The sequence below is a fragment of the Bacillus sp. AFS037270 genome (genome assembly GCF_002585305.1).
Window position 1 is genome coordinate 163,292 of sequence record NZ_NUNF01000020.1, and the last position, 18,173, is coordinate 181,464.

The 18,173-nt window shown below is 38.7% G+C and carries 12 protein-coding genes; 9 read left to right on the forward strand and 3 right to left on the reverse strand.

Translation table 11 applies throughout. The features are described 5' to 3' along the window. Positions 1-54 precede the first annotated feature (54 nt). Complete coding sequence (locus COD92_RS11105) at positions 55-765, reverse strand: response regulator transcription factor (protein ID WP_098530602.1); 711 nt, start codon at positions 763-765, stop codon at positions 55-57. A 227-nt stretch (positions 766-992) separates the two neighbouring features. On the opposite strand from COD92_RS11105, the gene COD92_RS11110 reads away from it, so the two are divergent. Both COD92_RS11110 and COD92_RS11115 read left to right on the forward strand, forming a co-directional pair. Beyond that, a complete protein-coding gene (locus COD92_RS11110) occupies positions 993-2,933 on the forward strand; it encodes a PhoX family protein (protein WP_098530603.1) in 1,941 nt (646 codons plus the stop codon). Between the two features lie 96 nt (positions 2,934-3,029). Continuing rightward, complete coding sequence (locus COD92_RS11115) at positions 3,030-4,352, forward strand: multicopper oxidase family protein (RefSeq protein WP_098530604.1); 1,323 nt, start codon at positions 3,030-3,032, stop codon at positions 4,350-4,352. A gap of 135 nt (positions 4,353-4,487) precedes the next feature. Here the strand turns inward: COD92_RS11115 and COD92_RS11120 are convergent, their stop codons facing one another. Beyond that, complete coding sequence (locus COD92_RS11120; protein WP_098530605.1) at positions 4,488-4,670, reverse strand: YolD-like family protein; 183 nt, start codon at positions 4,668-4,670, stop codon at positions 4,488-4,490. 289 nt (positions 4,671-4,959) lie between these two features. On the opposite strand from COD92_RS11120, the gene COD92_RS11125 reads away from it, so the two are divergent. The 3 genes from COD92_RS11125 to COD92_RS11135 all read left to right on the forward strand — a co-directional run bounded on the left by COD92_RS11125 (position 4,960) and on the right by COD92_RS11135 (position 12,215). Then, on the forward strand, positions 4,960-7,713 hold the full coding sequence (locus COD92_RS11125; RefSeq protein ID WP_098530606.1) for a bifunctional YncE family protein/alkaline phosphatase family protein: 2,754 nt from the start codon (positions 4,960-4,962) through the stop codon (positions 7,711-7,713). Between the two features lie 244 nt (positions 7,714-7,957). Continuing rightward, positions 7,958-11,044 (forward strand): efflux RND transporter permease subunit, encoded by a 3,087-nt coding sequence (locus COD92_RS11130; protein ID WP_098530607.1) that lies wholly within the window; start codon positions 7,958-7,960, stop codon positions 11,042-11,044. A 244-nt stretch (positions 11,045-11,288) separates the two neighbouring features. Then, positions 11,289-12,215, forward strand: coding sequence for a phosphate ABC transporter substrate-binding protein (locus COD92_RS11135; protein ID WP_098530608.1), 927 nt, complete (start codon positions 11,289-11,291; stop codon positions 12,213-12,215). A gap of 148 nt (positions 12,216-12,363) precedes the next feature. Here COD92_RS11135 and COD92_RS11140 read toward each other — a convergent pair whose 3' ends face one another. Further along, the gene (locus COD92_RS11140) at positions 12,364-13,101 is read right to left on the reverse strand and encodes an IclR family transcriptional regulator (RefSeq protein ID WP_098530609.1); all 738 of its coding nucleotides are present in this window, start codon (positions 13,099-13,101) and stop codon (positions 12,364-12,366) included. A gap of 171 nt (positions 13,102-13,272) precedes the next feature. Between COD92_RS11140 and COD92_RS11145 the strand changes: the two genes are divergently transcribed. The 4 genes from COD92_RS11145 to COD92_RS11160 all read left to right on the forward strand — a co-directional run bounded on the left by COD92_RS11145 (position 13,273) and on the right by COD92_RS11160 (position 18,059). Further along, positions 13,273-14,127, forward strand: a complete 855-nt coding sequence (locus COD92_RS11145; protein WP_176541217.1) for a dimethylarginine dimethylaminohydrolase family protein — start codon at positions 13,273-13,275, stop codon at positions 14,125-14,127. 19 nt (positions 14,128-14,146) lie between these two features. Next, a complete protein-coding gene (locus COD92_RS11150; RefSeq protein ID WP_098530611.1) occupies positions 14,147-14,908 on the forward strand; it encodes a dimethylarginine dimethylaminohydrolase family protein in 762 nt (253 codons plus the stop codon). A 32-nt stretch (positions 14,909-14,940) separates the two neighbouring features. Continuing rightward, the gene (locus COD92_RS11155; RefSeq protein WP_098530612.1) at positions 14,941-16,371 is read left to right on the forward strand and encodes an amino acid permease; all 1,431 of its coding nucleotides are present in this window, start codon (positions 14,941-14,943) and stop codon (positions 16,369-16,371) included. Between the two features lie 65 nt (positions 16,372-16,436). Continuing rightward, the gene (locus COD92_RS11160) at positions 16,437-18,059 is read left to right on the forward strand and encodes a M20/M25/M40 family metallo-hydrolase (protein ID WP_098530613.1); all 1,623 of its coding nucleotides are present in this window, start codon (positions 16,437-16,439) and stop codon (positions 18,057-18,059) included. Positions 18,060-18,173: the final 114 nt, after the last annotated feature.

Sequence of the window (18,173 nt, forward strand, 5' to 3'; positions counted from 1 at the left end):
ATGATAAAAAGGCTGTCATACTTAAAATGAGGAAGGCAGCCTTTTACATGTGCATTAACATTTTGGCTCTTCCAATTTATAGCCAACTCCTCGAATAGTTTTTATATAAACTGGTTTCTTGGTTTCCTCTTTTATTTTTTCTCTTAAACGGGATATATGGACATCCACAATTCTTGTATCGCTAGAAAAGTCATTTTTCCACACAGCGTTGAGCAATTCATCACGACTTTGAACTCGTCCCTTATTTTTTGCCAGATAAACGAGCAATTCAAATTCCTTTAAAGTTAATTCTATGAGGTTTCCTTTGAAATAAGCTTCAAATTTCATGGGATAGATTATTAATTCACCAATTACAGATTCTTTTTCATCGATTTTTATGTCAGCCGCTTCAGTCTGAACCTGGGTTCTTCTAAGAATTGCTTTTATTCTCGCAATGACCTCTCTCGTACTAAAAGGTTTAACCATATAATCGTCCGCACCTAACTCTAGCCCTAATATTTTATCGAGTGCGTCATCTTTAGCTGTGAGTATTAAAATAGGAGTCAAGATCTTTTGTTGTCGAAGTTGCTTACACACTTCCATTCCATCTAACTTTGGCAGCATTAAATCTAATAGTATAAAATCTGGAGACTCCGTTTCAGCAAGCCTTTTACCTTCTTCACCATCCATGGCTATTAACACTTCAAAACCTGCCTGGCTTAAATTATATTGAAGTAAAGTAACTATTGATGGTTCATCATCAATCACTAGTATTTTATTTTTCATGATATCCCCCAGGGTTTAAGTAATATAGTAATAAATTTCGTAGTTAAATTGTGAGCTCTAAATAAATGATAATTTCAGTTACTGTTTTTTACAATTTAATATGGAGAAACTTTACAAGGAATTAACCTAACTTTACTAACCCTTAACAATCCGGAAACCCTAGGTTAATATTTTTTTTATTTAATAGATACGTTAACAAAAAGTTTCTAAATACCAGGGGGAGAACAATGGGAAAACATATTTTTAGCAAAAAAGCGACTACTATTGCACTAGGACTAGCACTAACTATTCCTGCATTAACACCTGCTGCAGCCGCAGGAAATGGTCATGTTACCATTGATTCCGTAAAGTTTAATGGGATGGAAGCACCGAAAACGATTGATAAAATGGTGCAAACTTATACGAACGCATCTATGGATGTAAAGTATAGTAATGGTGAAGTGAAGAATTTTCCACTATCGTATAAGAGGCTTTTTAAGTCTGAAGATAAGGTAGCCGAGAACAAGGGGAAAATGATTCCTGCAGGCACACCAATCGATGTCAATGGTGACCCAATTATGGATACGAGTGTGGAAGGAAAACCTACATATTATGTATCAGATGCTCCGGATTCTAATAGTTTATTGAAACCAATCCATGGACAACAATACATGGTTACCCATTATGAATACCAAACAATTGATGCTGCCGGTAAATCGGCATATGGTATTGTTCCTGCTTCCATGTCATTATCTACATTGGAACAAAATAAAGAAACTGGGGAATTAACACCTAAAGAGGTTAAGAAAATTGATTTTTCAAGTGTTAATGGATTGTGGATACCATGTAACGGTTCCCTTTCACCATGGAATACACATTTAGGTTCTGAAGAGTATGAGCCAGATGCACGCAGTTTTGAACTGGATCCAAATTCCTCTGCAAGAACAGGGGTAGAAAGTTTTGCTAAGCTTTATTTTGGGGACAAGTCAAAGGCAAATCCGTATTTTTATGGATTCATTCCTGAAATTAAAGTAGATAAATATGGAGAGGCTTCTGTTGCAAAACATTATAGTATTGGCCGTTTCTCTCATGAATTAATGAAGATGATGCCTGATCAGCGTACAGCATTCTTTGGAGATGATGGTTCCTATACAACTATGTTTATGTATGTAGCGGATGAAGCAAAAGATCTTACAGCTGGTACACTATATGCAGCGAAATTCCACCAAACCGGCACAGAAAATGGCGGAGCTGGTAATTTAGAATGGATCAAACTTGGTCATTCAACCGATAAGGAAGTTAAAAATATTATCGACAGCGGCATTAAGTTCAGCGATATTTTTGAAACTTCTGATGTTCCAAAAGAGGGCTTTAAAGCTATCAAGCAATATTCATATGGAAAAACAGAATACTTAAAGCTTAAGCCTGGCATGGAAAAGGCAGCAGCGTTTTTAGAGTCCCGCCGTTATGCAGCACTGCTTGGGGCAACATCTGAGTTTAACAAAATGGAAGGTGTGACCCTAAACGAAAAGGATAAAAAAGTTTACATTGCGATTTCCGATCAAAGTAATGGTATGGTCGAAAATGCTGCCGATCCAGTTGATGATATGAAACTACCAAAAATTAAATCAGGTGTTACTTATCAATTAGATTTAACTGAGGGTCAAAAAGACAGCACAGGTCAAAAGATTAATAGTAAATATGTGGCGGCTAGTATGTCTGGTTTAATCGCAGGTAAAGATATGCCATCTGCAGATGCTTATGGAAATACAGCAGACGTGAACTCGGTAGCTAATACTGATAATTTAAGCTATTCAGAAGCATTAAGGACCTTATTTATTGGCGAGGATAGCGGAATGCATACCAATAACTTTGTCTGGGCTTATAATGTGGATACAAAGGAATTATCAAGAATTTTATCTGTGCCATCCGGTGCGGAATCAACAGGTTTGTTTGCTGCAGATAACCGTAATGGATTCTCTTATATTATGAGTAATTTCCAGCATCCAGGCGATGAATTAGAAGGTAAGAAGATTACTGCAGTAGATAAAACTGAATTAGAACAGGCGATGGAAAAAGAAATCGGAATTGATCGTACTGGTGGAGTAGGTTATATCTCTGGGTTACCTTCTCTAGAAGACTTACAAAATACAAATCGAGATGTAAAAAGCGATTTAAGTAACAAATAAATCTTAAACAATTAACTCCGGTAATCAGGTTACCGGAGTTAATTGTTCATTAAAAGCCGCATTCCTTCTATTATATTATCAACTAGGAGCGTTTATATGAAAAAGCGATCGATTATTATATTTATTTGTATTTTTTGTTGTTTTGCAGCACTAGTGTTTTTCGTCTTAGGTGCTAAACTGAAAGCGGCCTCGGCCCAGCCAAATAAAGTTGAAACAAAGGTGTTTCATTTATACGCAGCAGATATGGAACAGGAAGTGGCTCAAGGAACAACACTATATTCTTGGGGCTTTGGTTTATGGGATCCTAAGAAAAATGCTCCGGCTTCTCCGCCTAGTGTTCCTGGGCCTGAAATACGTGTCAAAGTGGGCGATCACGTTAAGGTAGTGTTCCATAATCAGCAAAAAGAAGTACATACGATTCACTTTCACGGTATCGACAATAGTTTTGCAGGGGATGGAACACCTGATATGAGCCAACATCCAACCATGAAAGGAGATTCCTTCACCTACGAATTTGATGCTAAACATGCAGGTACTTATTATTATCACTGTCATGTTGAACCGGATCGGCATCCTGAAATGGGTTTATATGGAGCATTTATCGAAGAGCCAAAACAAGCCAAATATAAGACAGATGGGGAATTTACTTTGCTCCTTTCAGAAAGGGATCCACTTTTAAGTTTAGCCGAAGGAACAGAAGCGCATCAATATGTGGGTACGGCAGCTGAGCATCTTCACTTGGCTGGTGATTATGATACAACCGAACGAAAAGCAAAGTACTATATGATAAATGGTAAAGTATATCCAGAAATACCACCTCTTCATGTGAAAGAAGGAGGCACCTATTTGATCAGGTTAATTAATGCGGGTTCAGAGGTTCATACCTTTCACACCCATGGACATCATTTTAAAGTGGTAGCTTCTGATGGTCGTGACATCTCCAATCCGATGTCTAAGGATTCCATTACGATTGGGCCAGGTGAGAAATATGATCTATTGCTGAAAGCGGACAATCCTGGTATTTGGCCGATTCACTGCCATATGGGACCTCATGATACACATGGAATGCATATGATGATGGTTTACGATAAGTACCATGACAAAATGAATCATGGCAGCACAAGCCCTGTCAGTGATATAAAACACCATTTGGCATTACTTAAACAATATCAATTTGAAAAAAACTATGATTCAATGAAACCAGAAATAAAGGAAATTATTCAGGGAATACAAGGGTTTTATAGTATCGCATCGTCTGATCATTTTGAAGAGTGGACTGCGCTCGATAATGCAGCAGCTACAGTAAATAAGCTACTGAACAGTACTTTGAATCAAGCGGCTTTACAAGATTCAATTAATGACCTTGAGCAAAAGATAAATACCATGGAAATAGGTTTACAATCAGGAGATCAAAGCTAATCTTCTTAAAAGAAGTTATTATCATTTAAAAGAACTCAATTGATTTATTGGGTTCTTTTCTTTTATTAGTATATCTTTGACTGAGAGTTAAGGGCAAAAAAAATAACCTTAAAGTAAAGAGGTTATTTTTTAGACTTAATGAATTTGTTTAATGCCAGATAAACGAATAGAATGAAGGACTTGTTTTTCATCTATTAAAGAAATAACTTGTTTTTTGAGATTTAGATGATAGACCCGTCCTTTAAGGCTCCGTAAAATTCCATTTCGATAGTACTCAATCGTAATCATTCCACCTTGAGCTAACTTTTGTAGGAACATTTAGTATCCTCCTCCTTTTAGTATGGCTTTATATAGACCAATTATAAGGAAGGAATTTTAAGGAATGATGAAGCAATTGTTAAAAAAATATTAAAATAACGATGTAAAGATGACTAAACTACTGAAATTATAGAATTCAAAATGAGGGATAGTCTTAAAGATATAGATAAATAGTTTGAATTTTGTTTATTTATCTTTTACATTGCCTTGTTTAACTTTTACAATGGCTAAATTATAGCTTAATAAAAGAATAGTATCCTATTAGAGTATTAAGGAAGGGATGAGAGGAATGTTAAAAAAGCTTAGAAAAAAGAAAAAGTTGCTGGCGGGACTTACTTTAAGTACCATGCTATTGGGGTCAGCTGGGGCTTACGCTGCACAAGAAAGCGGGTTTGGAAGCAATTTAGTAGGTAATCAAGCAGATGGTTCTGTACAAACACCTGTGAATCAATTGATTACACCTGCTGGAAAGCAAATTGAATTTGGCGGTAACCCGATTACGGTTGCAGTTAATCCAAATGGGAAAACAGCTGTAACCATCGTTGGCCGAAGCAATTACGGCGGCAAGGGGATCAATGTTGTTGATCTTGCAACAGGAAAATTAACTGTCAAAGATTTATCTTTAGGTCTTTCTAGTATGTGGGGATTAGCGTATTCAAAAGACGGAAATCAGTTATATGCTACAGGATCTTCAGGCGGCAAAGGTAAGGTTGTGGTGATGTCTGTTGGTGTAGATGGAACTCCTGCTATCCAAAAAACTTATACTCTTCCAAATCCAGCTGTTGGTGGAAATATCAACCCGCTTGATCTAGCAGTTGGAGCACAAGGCCAGCTTTTAGTAGCACTTAACCGTGACAACAGCCTTGGTGTCATTGATCCTCAAACCGGAGCATTGACAGCAAAAATTGCTGTGGATAATGCCCCAACAAGCATTTTAGTAGATGGAAATACAGCTTACGTAACCAACCAGGGCGGAAGGAAAGCTAAGGCTGGAGATACGACTGTTGACTCATCTGGAACTCAAGTGGTTGTAGATCCAAAAACAGGAGCTACTTCTACTGGAACGGTATCCGTTATTGACCTTACTACCAACACCGTTACTAAAACGATTGAAGTTGGCGTACAGCCAGAGCGTATGACGCAGTCAGGCCAATACATATTTGTAACCAATACAAATAGTGACACAGTTTCGGTTATCGACTCCAAAACCAATACAGTTGTACAAACCATTGACATCGAACCATATCCAGATGCTCATAAAGGTGCGGCTCCAAACGCTGTCAAAGTAGTTGATAATAAATTAATGGTCAGCCTTGGCCGCGATAACGCGATTGCGGTTTATGATTGGCAAGGCCCTGATAAGACACCTGAATTGCAAGGTCTTTTACCCACTGCTTGGTTCCCTGTTGATATTGCAGTAGACAATAAAAATAAAAATTTAGTAGTAGTAAATGCCGATGGTATTGGTTCACAAGGTCCGGCCCGTGATTTAACGATTCAAGGGGTCAAAGTAACTGGACACTCTTCTTACGCTCAGGTTGGATCGTTATCATTGATTCCTTTCCCTTCAGCGGAAGACCTTGTTAAAGGAACAAAGCAAGTATATTCAAACAACAACTGGTATGGCATAAAGAACCGAAATGCCGAGGCTCGAAATAACAAAAAACCAGTTGCAATGCCAGAGCGTATTGGCGAGCCATCTACTATTAAACACGTATTCTATATTGTAAAAGAAAACCGTACGTATGACCAAGTGCTCGGAGACTTAGGTAAGGGCAATGGGGAAGTGGGATTAACGCAGTTCCCAAGAGCTGTTACTCCAAACTTCCATAAATTAGCTGAAACTTATCCACTATTAGATAATTTCTATGTTTCCGGTATTCAGTCTGCCAGCGGACACCAATGGGTAATGCAGGGTACAAACACAGATTATGAAGATAAAGAAACAGATGCAGCGAACGTTCGAAGCTATCCGGGTGGAGCTGGAGACCCAATGGCCTATGCACCTACCGGACATTTATGGGATCAAGCAATCAAACAAGGTTTATCCGTAGAAAACTTTGGCGAAGACACTACTGATTTTACCGGTACAGCACCGCGTGGAAGTTGGACTGATTGGTATAATGATTCCTTAATCCTTTCTGGTCAAAAGCAAGGCCAGTTGCATGTTCCAATTGGCAACTATGAGGCGAAATATGATATTCCGTCACTCGGGCCAATTACACATAAGCCGTTCCCTACATTTGATATGGGCATTCCAGACCAGTATCGTTTTGAAATTTTCAAGCGTCAGTTTGAACAACATGTAAAGAATGATGATTTACCGGCATTGAACCAGTTGTGGATCACAAATGACCATACAAACGGTACTGCTACAGGGTCTCCTACACCGCAGGCAATGGTAGCGGATAATGATTTGGCTGTTGGTAAAATTGTCGATTTAATTTCTCACAGTAAATATTGGAAAGATTCTGTTATTATTGTTACTGAAGATGATGCACAAAATGGTCTTGACCACGTGGATGGGCACCGTGAACCTGCGTTTGTCATCAGTCCATGGGTGAAAAAAGGTGTGACAAACAGCCACTATTGGACAGTTATTAACATGGTTCGCAGTATTGAACAAATCTTGGGACTTCAGCCTATGAATCAGAACGATGCAGCTGCGGAACCAATGAGCGAAATCTTTACAAATGAACCAGACTTTACTCCATATAAAGTAGAGCAAAACCAAATACCGCTTGACACCTTAAATGGCCAGCCAAATGCAAATACGGCAGCACTAGCTAACACAGAAAAGGTGACACCAGAGGCTCAGGAACTTTCGAAAAAATGGACAGAGTGGTCCAATAAAAACAAAGAAAAGTTAGTAGGTAGAAATGCATCACCGGATGAAACCAACGCTAATATGCTTAATCATGCCGTTTGGTATGCGACCAAAGGTTTTGATAAGCCATATCCAGGTGAGAAAAAGGTTCAAGCACCTGAAGAGGTAGAGAAGCAGCCTGAAAGCTTTGCTCCATCACCTGCTGACAATGATTAATAGCTTATTCTACTATTTTAATAGGGATTGCTGTAAAGGTATGTAGAAACACAAAAATAGCTATCCGAGAGGATAGCTATTTTTGTTAAAACCTACAGATTTTTCACTATGCCAATCGTGGTAGGTGGTAGTTACTGAATGAAACCATTCACCAATGGCACCATCAAATCCTAGAAATTCGCTACATTATAATACATATAGAGGGGGAACGTTTTCGGGCGAAATTTTGCCTGGATAAGTTTATATGAAACGATTGATAAATGAAACCATGAAGCGTGCGATTTTGATTGTAACCTTAATTGGTCTGATACTTGTATGGGGTGGTATGTCTGCATGGCAGATCCAGAGGGATTATTTACCAGAAATTAATAATTCCACCCTGTCGGTGACAATTCGTGCAGATAATTATCAGGCGGAACAAGTAAAAGCCCAGATAACAGGACCGATACAGCAGGCAGTCCGGGTAGTAGAAGGTCTTGAAGATGTGGAAACCACCTCCTTTAACGGTGGGGCATTAATCAGTTTAAACTTTCCCATGAGTTATGACATGGAACAAGCCGAAGAGCAGGTATCACAAGCCTTAGATACGATTAAACTTCCTGCTGGGACTGAAAAACCGTTAGTAACACGTCTTAGTACCCATTCCATGCCGATTATTCGTATGAGTCTGATGGGGTCTTCTGCCAATATTACAGAAAATACACTTCGCACGGCGATTCAAGAAGATTTTGTTAATCGATTAAAAACCGTTCCAGGGGTAAAGGATGTGCGGGTATCCGGAGGTGGAACAGCGGGATATGCTGTTAAACTAAGGCTCGAGGATTTAAAAAAAGCCGGGCTTTCTGTCAATGATGTAAAACGCTCACTTGCAGAAAACTACACAACTGGAATAGAGGGAAAGGTATCAAATAATCAGGTATCGATTCCTGTTCAAGTGACGGGCTGGGGATTCAACCAACAGGATCTCATGCAGCTTCCTATTGGTAACGGAGAAGGCAAATCCGTTCAGCTTTCTAATGTGGCTGACATCTCAAACTCCATTGTGAACCTTGAGACCATTTCAAGGACGGACGGAAAACCAAGTGTTCTTTTGGATGTGTTGAAAACTTCTTCATCCAATATCACAGATGTATCTAGTAGGGTAAAAAGTACAATGAAAGATATTCCTGCTTTGAAAAATAAGGATATCCAAGTTTCCATCCTTTTTGACCAAGGCGAGCAGGTTAATGCTTCATTAAAGGGTCTGATCAAGGAAGGTTTATTAGGCTGTTTATTTTCAATGATTTGTGTATTTCTATTCTTCCGTAAAGTCCGTTCTACTTTACTAATTGCCCTTTCACTGCCCATTTGTTTATTAGCGACAACAGGATTATTAAAGACGATGGGAATCAGTCTCAATCTACTGACCGTTTCAGGACTGATTGTTGCCATGGGAAGAGTGGTTGATGACTCGATTGTTATTCTTGATAATATGAACCAGAAGGTCAATGAGGCTCATGGCAAAACCAGTGTTCAATTGCTAACTGATGCAGTTTGTGAAATGATTCCGGCGATTGTTTCGTCCACTGCTACCACCGTTGCTGTTTATGTTCCGATTGCCTTGATTGGAGGATTGGTAAGTTCAGCGTTTTCCGGATTTGCTTGGTCAGTGGTGATTGCCTTAGTCATTTCCTTACTTGTCTCCATCTTAGTTGTACCCGTTCTTTACAACTTTTTTTGGCGGGGAAAACCAGTTTCGAGGGATGATGATTTTGAGGGAATATCTCATAAAGTTCTATCCTGGGTGTTCAATCGTAAAAAAATAGTGGTGTCTGTTTGTCTTGCATTATTTATGATAGCGTCAGCCGGGGCCGCCTTTCTTCCAGTGAACTTTTTACCAGCGGCGAGCAGCAATAGTCAAATTGGGGTACAAGTAGAAATGCCGCAGAATACTTCTCTAGTAGAAGTCGACACTGAAGTGAAAAGAATCGAATCAATTCTGGAAAGTAATCCAAAAGTGAAATCCTTTTCTTCAGGTCTGGGTTCATCCTTCATGCCACAGTCAGATGATGTATTTGATGCAGGAGGAGGGTGGCTTCAGAAACCAAACTTCGCTAATTTGTCGATTATGGTAAAGGAAGGTACAAATGTCAATGCCTTAATTACAAGTTTGCAGGAGCAACTAAATTCATTGTCTAGCAAAGCTGTCTTTACGGTTTCGAATCAAAATATTGCAGGGGATGATTCCCAGTTAAAAATAAATCTTTCCGGAGCTGATAGCCAGACGCTGGAAACCATGGCGCAAACCATACGCAGCCAGCTAAAACTTGTTCCTGGATTATCCATACAGGGGGCTGCCGATGTTGATGATCATTCAACTCAATATGAGATTACGCTTAATCGAAAAGCCAACGAACATTATGGCATAAAACTTGATGATGTTTTAGAACGGATCCAGCAATATACTGCTGAAGGAACAAAAGGGTTTATCTCCATTAATCAAAATACCTACCCGGTTGTCATTCATACTGATAAACAGAATGGGAACTCACAGGATATTTTTTCATTGCTTGGAAGTGAGGTCTTCATAGGTAAGGATGAGCAGAAAGTGAGTTTGGATCAGCTTGCTCTATTAATGCCTGCAGGAACTTCCGTGATTCAAGAAAAGGACGGACATCCATTTGCAGTAATTACAGCCAATATCATTTCAAGTGATATTGGCCATGTGACGAAACTAGTTAAAGATCAACTTAAGAAAATTCCGTTGCCGGATGGTGTTGATTATTCCTTTGCAGGTGCCCCGGAGCAGGTATACCAAATGATATTTGAAATGGCGATTGCGTTATTCTTCTCCATTTTGCTTGTTCTTGTCATTATAAGCTCTGTTTTTCAGGGATGGAAAGCACCCTTGTCAGTTCTAATCTGTATTCCATTAGCCTTTATTGGATCTGTTATTGGAATGTTTATTTTTAGGCTTGAATGGAACCTTGCAGCATTAGTTGGATTATTGATGTTAACAGGTATTGTGGTTACAAACGGAATTGTATTAGTGGATAAAATTGAGAGAAATCTAAGAGAAGGATTTGAGCCAAGTAAGGCCATTATTTTGGGAACCGCTGCAAGAGTTAGACCAGTATTAATGACAGCTGGAACCACTATATTAACTCTATTGCCTTTAGCTATATCAGGTAACGGGGATGCGATCATTTCCCAAACACTGGGTGTAGTGGTGGTAGGTGGAATGATCAGTTCAACACTTATTTGCCTGTTAGTTATTCCGATTATGTATCAGTGGATTAGTGGGAATCAGAATCATTCAAAGTCAAAACACGACCAAGAACTTTCAGCATAAAATGAATTTATTTAAGTTGGTATAGTAGAGCGGAACTGAATCGTTCCGCTTTTTCCTATTCTATTTCCAACTTACAGAGATATCTTTTAATAATTAAACTATTAAAATAATAAAAATTAGACTTTTACAAAACCTTTACATTCACTTCAAACTCAATTAATAATCATGGTCTATATTTATAACTGTAAGGAAAACAAATAGATTCATATAATAATATGAATCAAAATAGGGGGAAATAAAGCAAATGAAACGTTTAAAAAATTTAAGCCTTCTTACATTATTAGCTGCAGTAATGGTTTTCATGGCAGCTTGTGGAGGCGGTACATCAACTGATAAAACAGAAGGCACTAGTAAAGAAACTCCTAAAACGGAGGAAAAGAAAGAACTTTCAGGTTCATTATCTATTTCTGGTTCATCTGCAATGCAGCCTTTAGTAGCAGCAGCTGCTGAGGAATTCATGGCTCAAAATCCAAACGTTGATGTTCAAGTACAAGCCGGTGGATCTGGTACAGGTTTATCACAAGTTGCAGAAGGTTCTGTACAAATTGGTAACTCAGACGTATTTGCCGAAGAAAAAGAAGGCATTCCAGCTGATCAGCTTGTTGATCATAAAGTAGCTGTTGTAGGTATGACTGCTGCTGTTAACCCTAAAGTAGGTATAAAAGATATTAAAAAAGAAGATTTAATTAAAGTATTCACTGGAAAAATCACTAACTGGAAAGAACTTGGCGGAAAAGACCAAAAAATCGTTCTTGTAAACCGTCCTGACTCTTCAGGTACACGTGCAGTATTCAATAAGTTTGCTCTTGATGGTGCAACTCCTGCTGAAGGAATCACAGAAGACTCTTCAAACACTGTTAAAAAGATTATTAACGAAACAGATGGCGCCATTGGTTACCTTGCATTCTCATACTTTACTGATAAATCTGTAACACCTCTTTCCATTGATGGTGTAGAACCAACTGCTGAAAATGTACAAACTGGTAAATTCCCAGTATGGGCGTATGAGCATTCATATACAAAAGGTGAAGCTACAGATCTTGCTAAAGCATTCCTTGATTTTATGATGTCAGAGGATATTCAAAACAATCTTTTAAAAGAACAAGGATATCTACCTGTAACAAAAATGGAAGTAGAACGTGATGCAAAAGGAAATCAATCAAATAAATAAGATTGATACCTCTAAGAAGGTAAATGCTGAATTCAGCATTTACCTTTTTTTGCGTCTTAAGTAGTTTGTTCATTTATCGGAAACTGAAGGACTATTTTTGTACTTTTTTTAGATAAAATATGAAAATGCACATAATCGAATTTGAATTCTATTTTTTACTGCCCAGCTTCACCGAAATACGTAAGCCATATTGTATTATTTTTTCGATGAGAAAACGCTGCCTTTCCACTGATAAATTGAAGTTAACATAACCGATGCTGAGCGCTCCTATTAGTTCGTTCGAGTGATTGAAGATAGGAGCTGCAACCGAGGAGGTGCCTTTTGTTTTTTCCCCGTGGCTTTCCCCATAACCTTGTTTACGAATAGTTTCTAACAGCTGTAAGAATGATTCCGAATCTTCTTCTGTAACTAATTCATTTACAATTTTTAGGGCTTCGTCCTTAGGCATATTTGCTAGCATAACCTTATTGGCAGCACCGATATTCATCGGGATTCTGATTCCCAGCTGATCATAAATCCGGATGGGGTTCTGAGGGCAGTCAATTCTCTCCATCAATAAAGACTCTAAGCCTATAGGTTTGCTAAAGTAAACACTCTCTTCCACTTCATGCATTAACTTCTCCATTTCGGGACGAATCAGCCCTACAAAATCAAAGGTATCATACATCTTTAAGCCATATTCTAACCATGTATTACCCATTGAATAAAGTTTTAAATCCGGATCCTGTTGGACTAGTCCGTGTTTGATCATTGATTGTAATAGACGATGCATGGTACTGACTGGCAGGTCACATACCTTAGATAAATCTGTTATAGAATACCACCTTTTTATATCGCTTTCATTAAGTACTTTAATTACCTGCATTGCTCGGTCAATTGTTTGCATGAATCCCACTCCTATCATGTCTCTTTAGATATCCTATATAAAATAATCTGTAAATTCGAAATATATTGACATGCAATTTTCTTTACTATAATATCATATTATAAATTTCCATTATAAGAAAGTGTTTTCCACTATACGGAAAAGAAAGGAGAGGTTGACTTGGTTTCGTCAATGTATAAGAAACTTTATAAAGTCATTATGAAACATCCCAAAGATGCTTTCATCAATCAAGAACATTTGAGTAATGAATGGAAAAAATTCAATTACATCCATGAACCAGATTACATAAAGGCACATCAAGAATTTGAACAGTTTCTTGCTATTATGAAAGAACATGTAGCTGAAATTGAGTTTTTACCTGCAACAGAAACAGTAGGATTAGATTCTCTTTATGCCCATGACCCTGTAAAATTCACCACAAAAGGGGCAATCATTTTAAAATCAGGGAAAAAGCTGCGTCAGCCGGAGGCAGAAGCATATAAAAGTTTTTTACGTGAAAAGAACATTCCAATTTTAGGAGAACTCAGCGGTGATGCAGCGGCTGACGGAGGAGACCTAGTTTGGCTAGACGATCGCACCTTGTTAATTGGCCGAGGGTATCGTACTAATGATGAAGCTATCCGCCAAATTCAAGAAATCACAAAAGATTTAGTGGATGAATGTATAATTGTTCACTTGCCGCATGCTCATGGAGAAGAGGAATGCCTTCATCTTATGTCTTTCATTAGTATCGTAGATGAAAATCTAGCGGTGGTTTATTCCAGATTAATGCCTGTCTTCCTAAGACAGCTACTTATCAAGCGCGGCTTTAAATTAATAGAAGTGCCGGATGAAGAATATGATCGGCTTGGCTGTAATGTACTTGCCTTGGCACCAAGAGTTTGCATAATCGTGAGTGGGAACCCAAAAACAAAGCAACAATTATTTGATGCAGGAGCTGTTGTTTATGAATATGACGGAAATGAAATCTCTTATTTAGGGACAGGAGGACCAACGTGTCTCACATGTCCAGTAGTTCGGGAGTAAAAATAGAGGGGGACGAATCATGTATAAAAATACGATTGTAAAAATACCAGGTGAAACTTATGTAAATGGGCTAACCACTTCCAATCTGGGAAAACCAGAATTAGCAATAGCATTAGAACAGCATAAAGCTTATATTAATGCACTAGAAAAATGTGGAACAAAGGTAACGGTTCTCCCATGTAATATTGAATTTCCAGATTCCACTTTTGTGGAGGATACAGCGGTACTGACCCCTAAATTTGCTGTTATTTCAAACCCAGGGGCTCTTTCACGGAACGGAGAAATCCATGATATGGAACCTGTTATCAAGTCTTTCTACGAAACTATTTATTATATTAAAGCTCCTGGAACTCTTGATGGGGGAGATATTTTACAGATTGAGGAACATTTTTACATTGGTGTTTCTGCGAGAACAAACTTAGAGGGTGCCGGACAATTAAAACAAATTTTTGAGTCCGAGGGATATAAAGCAACGATTATTCATTTAGAGAAATTTTTTCATCTAAAGACAGGAATCGCCTATTTAGGGGACCAAACCATTGTTGTTGCTGGAGAATTTATTGACCATCCCGATTTCAACTCCTATAAAAAAATTATTGTTTCTCCCGAAGAGGAATATGCGGCCAATTGTGTCCGAGTAAATGACTATGTCATAATTCCCGCAGGCAACCCTGTGACGAAACAAAAAATCAATGAAGCCGGCTATCAAACAATTGAACTTGAAATGTCTGAGTTTCGAAAGTTGGATGGCGGATTAAGCTGTTTGTCACTGCGCTTTTAGTAGACTGCAAATTAAGAGGGGTGGGAGAGAGGATGGGAAATCAAGGGATTCAACAAGAACAATTAAGTCGGTCTATGAAACGGCGCCATTTGTTCATGCTTTCTTTAGGGGGAGTCATTGGAACTGGTTTATTTTTAAATGCTGGTTATACGATTAATCAGGCAGGAGCAGGTGGTGCCTTAATAGGGTATATATTTGGCGGCATCATTTTGTACCTTGTAATGGTGTGCTTAGGGGAGCTTGCTGTCTATATGCCTGTTACTGGATCATTTCAAACGTATGCAAGTAAATTTATTAGTCCATCGGCCGGCTTTTCTCTGGGGTGGATGTATTTCATAGGTTCTGCGACTACTGCAGGAGTAGAATTCACGGCAGCAGGAATCCTTATGAAGCGATGGTTTCCAGATATATCTGTTTGGGTTTGGTGTGCGATATTTATTCTCCTGTTATTTTTATTAAATGCCTTAACGACAAGAGGATTCGCTGAAGCCGAATATTGGTTTTCTGGAATTAAAGTTATAGCCGTGATCTTTTTTATCATCATAGGTGTTGGGGCAATAGTTGGAATTATTCCATTGGAGGATAGGCCTGCTCCTTTAATGCACAACTTAGCACCCACTAGTTTATTCCCTGCTGGGATTGCCATTCTCTTTGTCACAATGATGAATGTTATCTTTTCGTATCAAGGTTCAGAGTTGATTGGCATTGCAGCGGGTGAGAGCGAAGAACCTCAAAAGAACATACCTCGTGCCATTCGCAACGTGTTAGTAAGAATTATTGTCTTTTATCTTGCCTCTATTATCATCTTATCAGCCATTTTTCCAACGAAAGAGCTTGGATTACTAGAAAGCCCATTCGTGACTTTAATGGACCTGGCTGGAATTCCATTTGCACCAGATATTATGAACTTTGTCATTCTGACAGCCATTTTATCAGTAGGGAACTCATGTATCTATGCATCAACCCGGCTATTGTGGGCAATGTCTCATGAAGGAATGGCACCGAAAGTGTTTGGGAAATTATCCAAACGGAAGGTCCCTTTTTCAGCCCTCGTCTTTACTATGATTTTTTCATTATTATCTTTGTTAACAAGTGTAATTGCTGCTGATACAGTTTTTGTATTATTGATGTCTATTGCCGGAATATCGGTAACCATCTCATGGATAGGAATTGCCCTTTCCCAATTTATGTTTCGCCGTAAATACCTGCGGCAGGGTGGGAAATTAGAGGATTTACAGTATAGAGTTCCCTTCTACCCACTAATTCCTCTCATTTGCATTGTATTTTGTGTTTCAATATTAATATTCTTAGCATTCGATCCAACCCAATTAATAGGACTCCTCATTGGACTAGGATTCCTGGTTATTTGCTACTTTTCCTTCTATTTCAAAAATAGGGTGTCAGGCACCACAAATGTACACGGTCCATCACAGGTGGACAGTGATCTTTCACAAAAAAATTAAGCACAATTTTTAATATATTAAAATACTACTTTATTAAGAATTGATTTCAAAGGAGTATAAGGATTATGGAGCAGCTTAGGTGGGGAACACCGGACAAATTAAGAGGATTGTTGTGTGAACTAGTCAGTTGGCATAGTATGACATTAACGGAAGGTGAGCGTGAATTTCCCGGCAAAGTTCAGGCGAAGCTAAAAGAACTCCAATACTTTCGTGACAATCCTAACAACTTGGGACTGAATAAAGCGGATTTGGGTCGTCGCTTTTTAACGGCGTTATATAAGCATAAGGAAGTTAAGGACACGATCGTATTAATCAGTCATTTTGATACTGTGAATACTGAAGAATATGGGGACCTTCAGCCATTTGCCTATCAACCTGAAGAGTTGACAAAATTACTTTTTGATAGAATTGATGAATTACACGGCGATGCACAAGTGGATCTTCTATCGGGTCAATATTTATTTGGACGCGGGACAATGGACATGAAAATGGGACTTGCGATGCACATGGGGTTACTGGAAAAAGCATCAGTTGAAAAATGGCCGATTAATCTCCTGTTGCTCACCGTCCCTGATGAGGAGGTTAACTCCTCAGGTATGCGAGCAGCCATACCAAAACTATTAGAACTAAAAGAAGAGTACTGTCTCCACTATAAACTTTTCTTAAATGGGGAGCCAGTCTTTACACAAGAGCCCGGTGACAGAAGTTATTATATTTATTCTGGATCAATCGGAAAAATTATGCCGTCCGCACTCTTTTATGGGAAAGAAACACATGTAGGTGAGCCGCTTAGCGGTATTACTGCACCATATATTGCTTCATTTTTGACTCAGCGCATGGAATGGAATTTGAGCCTGCAGGAAAATGTAATGGGAGAATCCACACCGCTTCCCGTGACACTTCAGCAAAAGGATTTACGATTGGAATACTCCGTTCAAACCCCATACCGCTCAGCAGCATTGTATAACGTTTTTTTAATGAAACAGAAGGCAGAAGAAATTATGGTGAAATTTGAAATAATCGCTCAAGAAGCTGCGATGGCATGCAATCAATCCTATCAAGGTGTTTGTCTTAAGCAATCCGTCAAGCCCGTCGGAGAAGTCCGAGTTTTGCGTTTTGAGGATCTACAGTCGCATGCAATTCGAAAATTCGGCCGTGAATTAGTTGAGAAAGTGAAAGCAGAGGTTCAAGCTAACTCCAACTGGGATGATCGTGAAAAATCCTTACGAATTACCGACAGCCTGATGATTGAGTGCCAAGAACTCGCACCGGCGATTGTGTTAATGTTTGCACCTCCCTATTATCCAGCAGTTAATTCATCTGACGATCATCTTGTTAACAAATGTGTTAAATATGTGAGAGAAAAAGGACTGGAGAAATTTGCTTTACCAGTCAAACAAGTTCATTATTTCAATGGAATCAGCGACTTAAGCTATGTAAACTATCAAGATGATGGAAAAGGCTGGACTGCCTTTAAAGCAAATACACCGGTATGGGGGAGCAGCTATACCATCCCTTTTGATGAAATGGCACAACTACAGGCTCCTGTCTTAAATGTCGGGCCGTTTGGCAAAGATGCCCATAAACGGACGGAGCGACTACACATGAAAAATGCCTTTGAAGAGGTTCCATTCCTTGTTGAAGGAATGATTAAAATGATTTCTTCAAGTATGTATAAGATACCGTAATGAAATAACTAAATTGAACTGCACCGATTTCTGGGAGCAGTGTTTAATCAATGAATAATTGAAATAAGGTCATTGAGATTCAATCTCAATGACCCTTACTAGTATGTTTGAATA